A 5,321-nucleotide genomic window follows, 5' to 3' on the forward strand; every position below is an offset into this window, starting at 1 on the left:
CCGTATCGCGACGCGCCTTGCGCGCAAACGCATCCGACCAGAGTTCATCATCGCCTGGTCGCTCTGGCGACGAGCACATCAGGCAGAAGCAAAGCGCGCTCATATCAAAATGCAACTGTAATGTTAGGCATTTGCTTAACTATCACCGCGCGGCGACGACGGCAATCAAAACTTCACCAATCGCTTAAGTTTATCAGCCCCCGCGCGCCGCCAGGCGCTTCTCCCATTCGAGCGCCTGTCGAATGATTTCGTCGAGATCGTCATGTTGCGGCGTCCAGCCGAGCGTGCGTCGAATTCTCTCATTTGCCGCGACGATCGCTGCAGGGTCGCCCGGCCGGCGGGGCGCGATTTCGACCTCGAAATCGACGCCCGAAACCCGCTTCACCGATTCGATCACTTCGAGAACCGAAAAGCCGCGCTCATAGCCGCAGTTCGCGGTGAGATTGGCGCCGCCGGCGCGCAGATAACGCAAGGCGTCGAGATGCGCGCGAGCGAGATCGGTGACCTGGATATAGTCGCGCACGCAAGTGCCGTCCGGCGTCGGATAATCGTCGCCGAAGACTTGCAGCCTCTTGCGCAGGCCGAGCGCCGCCTGCACGGCGACCTTGATGAGATGCGTGGCGTTCGGCGTCGACTGTCCCGATCGTCCTTTCGGATCGGCGCCGGCGACGTTGAAATAGCGCAGCGCGACATAGTGGAGGCCATGGGCGCGGGCGGTATCCTCCAGCATCCATTCGACCATCAGCTTCGATCGCCCATAGGGCGACACCGGCTTTAAAGGCTCATCCTCGGTCACCGGATTTTGCAACGGCTCGCCATAGACCGCGGCCGTCGATGAAAAGATGAAGCGCTTGACGCCGCAGGCGACCGACGTCGCGAGCAGCGCGCGCGCCTTCGCCGTATTGTTGAGATAATAGAGGAGCGGATCGGCGACGGACTCCGGGACGACGATCTTCGCGGCGAAGTGAATGATCTCGTCGACCCCATGGCGCTCGATCAATTGAGCGACGAGGCTTTCGTCGCCGAAATCGCCGACGACAAGCGGCGCGCCGTCGGGAACCGACCAGCGGAAGCCGGTCGAAAGATCATCGAGCACGATGGGGGCGGATTCGCCGGCGTCGAGTAGTTCGAGAACCGTATGACTGCCGATGTAGCCTGCCCCGCCCGTCACCAAAACCGTCATGCCAGCAACCTTCCTTAAATGTCTTCCGCCTGATTTTCCGCTGCATTCTGACGCGGGCCACGCCAGTTCTAAGACTGGGCGAAACCGTGCTACACGGCCCCGGCGTCGTCGTTAACCCTCTCGCTACCTCAATGGGCCGCTTCATGAGCAAACGCATTCGCAAGGCTGTCTTCCCCGTCGCCGGACTCGGCACGCGTTTCCTGCCCGCCACCAAGGCCGTGCCGAAGGAGATGCTGACCGTCGTCGACCGGCCGGTCGTGCAGCATGTCGTCGACGAGGCGCGAGAGGCTGGAATTGAACATTTCGTTTTCGTCACCGGACGCGGCAAGGGGGCGATCGAAGATCACTTCGACATGGCCTATGAGCTTGAGGATACGCTGCGCCGCCGCAACAAGTCGAAGGAATATGAAGCTCTGATGTCGGACCTGCCGGCCGCCGGCGCGACGAGTTTCACTCGCCAGCAGGCGCCGCTCGGTCTCGGCCACGCCGTCTGGTGCGCGCGCGACATTATCGGCGACGAGCCTTTCGCGGTGCTGCTGCCCGACATGATCACGCTTCCGGCCAGGGGCAAAACCGCGCGCTGCCTTGCCGAGGCGGTTGCAGCTTATGAAAAACATGGCGGCAATATCATCGCGGTCGAGGAAGTGAAGCCGGAAGAGACGCATCAATACGGCATTGTGGCGCGCGGTAAGGATTATGGCGCGACTTTTGAGATTACCGGCATGGTCGAGAAGCCGCCGCAGGGCACGGCGCCCAGCAATTTCATCATCTCGGGCCGCTATATTCTCGAACCCGAAATTTTCACGCTGCTCGAGAAGCATGAAAAAGGCGCCGGCGGCGAAATCCAGCTCACCGACGCCATGATTCATCTTGCGAAGACGCGGCCCTTTCACGCCGTGCGCTTCGATGGACGCACCTATGATACGGGCTCGAAGCTTGGCTTTCTCGCGGCCAATGTCGCTTTCGGCCTGGCGCGGCCCGATGTCGCCGACGGTCTGCGCGCCGAACTGAAAAAACTCCTCGATTAGCGTTTAGTTTCAAAACCTACGCTCGTCTCTTGCGCGAGCGGCGGCCCGGCGTCGGGGACCTTCGTTTGACGCCGGCGCGCGCGCCTCATTAAAGATCGAAGAGGTTTATTTCAGATCGGCGCAAGGCCGCGCCTGATTGAAATCAAGCAAGGGATTGAATGTTGATGCCGCAACGAAGCGCCGCGCGCAGAATCGTGATTACCGGAATGGGCGCGGTGTCCGCCGCCGGCGTCGGCGCGGAGACGCTGTGGCGCGCGGCGCGCGACGGCGTCTCCTGCGTGCGGCCGGTGAAATTGCCGCGCCCGTTCACCGGACGAATCAAAATCGCGGCGCAGGTCCCGGATTTCGATCCCGCGAAATATATCGCAGCCGAACTGCTTCCCTATTGCGATCCCTTCACGCAATTTTCGATCGTCGCCGCCGACGAGGCGCTGGCCCAGGCGGAATTCGAGGGCAAGGAGGTCGGCGGACCGCGAACGGCAGTGATCATCGGCACCGGCATCGGCGGCGCCACGACCATCGATAACAACGCCTATCTTGAATATAAGATCGACAGCCGGCCGGATACGCTGACCGTGCCGCGTCTCATCCCCAGCGCCGCGCCGACGACTCTCGGCATGCGCTACGGCGCCAAGGGGCCGACCTTCGCGCTGGCCTCGGCCTGTTCCTCCGCCGCTCAGGCGATCGGCGAAGCCTTTGAAATGCTGCGCGCCGGCCGCGCCGACCGGGCGATCGCCGGCGGCGCCGAAGCCTGCGTGACCAGCGGTTCGATTCGTTCCTGGGAGGCGCTGCGCGTTCTCACGCCCGATCTCTGCCGTCCGTTCTCGCAAAAACGCAATGGCATGACTCTCGGAGAAGGCGCCGCGGTCTTCATTCTGGAGACGCTGGAGGGGGCGCAGGCGCGCGGCGCGACGCCGCTTTGCGAACTCGCGGGCTACGGCACGACGAGCGACGCCTTCGATCCGCTGCGCGCCGATGTCGAAGGCCCATCGCGCTGCATGCAGCTGGCGCTTGAAAGCGCCGGATTGGAGCCTGGCGACGTCGATTATCTCAGCGCCCATGGCACGGCGACCTACGCCAATGACATCACCGAATCGCAGGCGATGCGCGCGGTCTTCGGCGATAAGCCGCCGCCGGTTTCCTCGACCAAGCCCGTGCATGGCCATGCGCTCGGCGCGAGCGGGGGGCTGGAGCTGGCGATCACGATCGCCGCGCTGCGCGATCAGATCGCGCCGCCGACGATCAATTTTCTCGAAGCCGATCCCAAATGCGAGGTCGACGCCATTCCCAATGTCGCGCGCGAAATGCCGATTCGCGTCGCGCTGTCGAATTCTTTCGCCTTTGGCGGCATCAATGCGACGCTCGCCGTGCGGGCGATGTGACTTGAAGGGCCAACGCCCTAGAATCACGCTAGATTTTCGAGATGACCGCAATGGCCGGCGATAGCGAAAAGCGAAAGGGCGCCCAAAAAGGGGCGGATTTTGGCCCGAAGTCTAAAGGCGCGTCGAACAGGAAGGCGGCGCTCGCCGCCGCCTTGCGCGCCAATCTCGTTCGCCGCAAGGCGCGCGAGCGCGCGCTGCAGGATGCGGCGCAAGCCGAGGAAAAGCGCTCGGAAAGCGACAGCGAGGGGTGATGGATAAGATCAAGATCGTCGGCGGTACCCGGCTAAATGGCGTCATCCCTATCTCGGGTGCGAAGAACGCCGCCTTGCCGTTGATGATCGCTTCGCTGCTGACCCGCGAAACTCTGACGCTCGCCAATATGCCGCTGCTCGCGGACGTGACGCTCCTTGAGCGCATCCTCGGCAATCATGGCGTCGATTACGCCATCGCCGGAAAGCGCGCCGGCGATTCCGTCGACGCAGGCCGCACCGTTCATCTCACCGCGCGCGAGATCGTTGACACCACCGCACCCTATGAGCTCGTTTCGTGCATGCGCGCCAGCTTCTGGGTGCTTGCGCCGCTCCTCGCACGATGTGGCGAGGCGCGCGTATCGCTGCCCGGCGGCTGCGCCATCGGCACGCGCCCCGTGGATCTGCTTCTCATGGCGCTGGAAAAGCTCGGCGCGAAAATCGATATCGAGAACGGCTATGTCGTCGCCACCGCGAAGAAAGGCCTCATCGGCGCCGAAATCGAATTTCCTAAAGTCACTGTCGGCGGAACGCATACGGCGCTGATGGCGGCGTCGCTGGCGCGTGGAACGAGCGTGCTGCGAAACGCCGCGCGTGAGCCGGAAGTCGTCGATCTCGCCGACTGTCTGGTGAAAATGGGGGCGCGAATTACGGGCGCCGGCCAATCGACGATCGAGATCGAAGGCGTCGGTTCGCTTTATGGCGCACGACATGCGGTCATGCCCGACCGCATTGAAGCCGGCACTTACGCCATGGCGGTGGCGATGACGGGCGGCGACGTTCTGCTCGCCGGCGCGCGCGCCGATCTTTTCCAGGCGGCGCTCGACGCGCTGGAGGCGACCGGCGTCAGCGTGAGCGAGACGAATGAAGGATTGCGCGTGGCGCGCAACGGCGCTGGCATTTCGCCGGTCAGCGTCGAGACCGCGCCGTTCCCGGCCTTTCCGACTGATTTGCAGGCGCAGTTCATGGCGCTGATGACCCGCGCCAAGGGCGTGTCGCGTATAACCGAGACGATTTTCGAAAATCGCTTCATGCATGTGCAGGAGCTTGCGCGGCTTGGCGCGCATATCAAGCTCGAAGGCGATACGGCGATCGTAACCGGCGCGGATCATCTCGAAGGCGCGCAGGTGATGGCGACGGATCTGCGCGCGTCGGTCTCGCTCGTCATCGCGGCGCTCGCCGCCCGAGGCGAGACGACGATCAACCGCGTCTACCATCTCGATCGCGGCTTCGAGCGACTTGAGAAGAAATTGCGCGGCTGCGGCGCTGAAATCGAGCGTATCACCGCGCCGGGGTGAGCGAGCGGATGTCATTCCCGAACGCGCGCTTAGCGCGCGTTCGGGAATCCAGAGTCAGTCGCCCGTGAAGAACGCGATTTAAGCGGCGATTAGTCGGCGATTTGAGGCGTTGGCGTCGTCGAGGACGCTCAGGAACAAGGCCCACAGAAGCGCCAGCCATGCGAGCAGGCGGCGGAAGTTGT

General features: G+C 63.3%; 5 protein-coding genes. 4 read left to right on the top strand and 1 reads right to left on the bottom strand.

The window, feature by feature from the left end; translation table 11 throughout:
• Positions 1-193 precede the first annotated feature (193 nt).
• Positions 194-1,183: a UDP-glucose 4-epimerase GalE gene (gene galE / locus AB7I51_RS17545; protein ID WP_428405556.1), complete on the bottom strand. Its 990-nt coding sequence runs from the start codon at positions 1,181-1,183 to the stop codon at positions 194-196.
• A gap of 143 nt (positions 1,184-1,326) precedes the next feature.
• On the opposite strand from galE, the gene galU reads away from it, so the two are divergent.
• The 4 genes from galU to murA all read left to right on the top strand — a co-directional run bounded on the left by galU (position 1,327) and on the right by murA (position 5,139).
• Positions 1,327-2,211: a UTP--glucose-1-phosphate uridylyltransferase GalU gene (gene galU, locus AB7I51_RS17550; protein WP_428405557.1), complete on the top strand. Its 885-nt coding sequence runs from the start codon at positions 1,327-1,329 to the stop codon at positions 2,209-2,211.
• 164 nt (positions 2,212-2,375) lie between these two features.
• Positions 2,376-3,593, top strand: coding sequence for a beta-ketoacyl-[acyl-carrier-protein] synthase family protein (locus tag AB7I51_RS17555; protein ID WP_428405558.1), 1,218 nt, complete (start codon positions 2,376-2,378; stop codon positions 3,591-3,593).
• A 50-nt stretch (positions 3,594-3,643) separates the two neighbouring features.
• Positions 3,644-3,844 carry a hypothetical protein gene (locus AB7I51_RS17560; protein WP_428405559.1) on the top strand — a complete coding sequence of 67 codons (201 nt, stop codon included), beginning with the start codon at positions 3,644-3,646 and terminating at the stop codon, positions 3,842-3,844.
• Positions 3,844-5,139 (top strand): UDP-N-acetylglucosamine 1-carboxyvinyltransferase, encoded by a 1,296-nt coding sequence (gene murA / locus AB7I51_RS17565; protein WP_428405560.1) that lies wholly within the window; start codon positions 3,844-3,846, stop codon positions 5,137-5,139. Before AB7I51_RS17560 ends, murA begins: the two co-directional genes overlap by 1 nt.
• Positions 5,140-5,321 lie beyond the last annotated feature (182 nt).

The organism is Methylocystis sp., assembly GCF_050246715.1.
Lineage (GTDB): Bacteria > Pseudomonadota > Alphaproteobacteria > Rhizobiales > Beijerinckiaceae > Methylocystis.

Bases quoted from the DNA above. Each gene is read 5' to 3' on its own strand.
- galU (WP_428405557.1), top strand. From the start codon at position 1,327: ATGAGCAAACGCATTCGCAAGGCTGTCTTCCCCGTCGCCGGACTCGGC.
- murA (WP_428405560.1), top strand. From the start codon at position 3,844: ATGGATAAGATCAAGATCGTCGGCGGTACCCGGCTAAATGGCGTCATC.
- AB7I51_RS17560 (WP_428405559.1), top strand. From the start codon at position 3,644: ATGGCCGGCGATAGCGAAAAGCGAAAGGGCGCCCAAAAAGGGGCGGAT.
- galE (WP_428405556.1), bottom strand. From the start codon at position 1,183: ATGACGGTTTTGGTGACGGGCGGGGCAGGCTACATCGGCAGTCATACG.
- AB7I51_RS17555 (WP_428405558.1), top strand. From the start codon at position 2,376: ATGCCGCAACGAAGCGCCGCGCGCAGAATCGTGATTACCGGAATGGGC.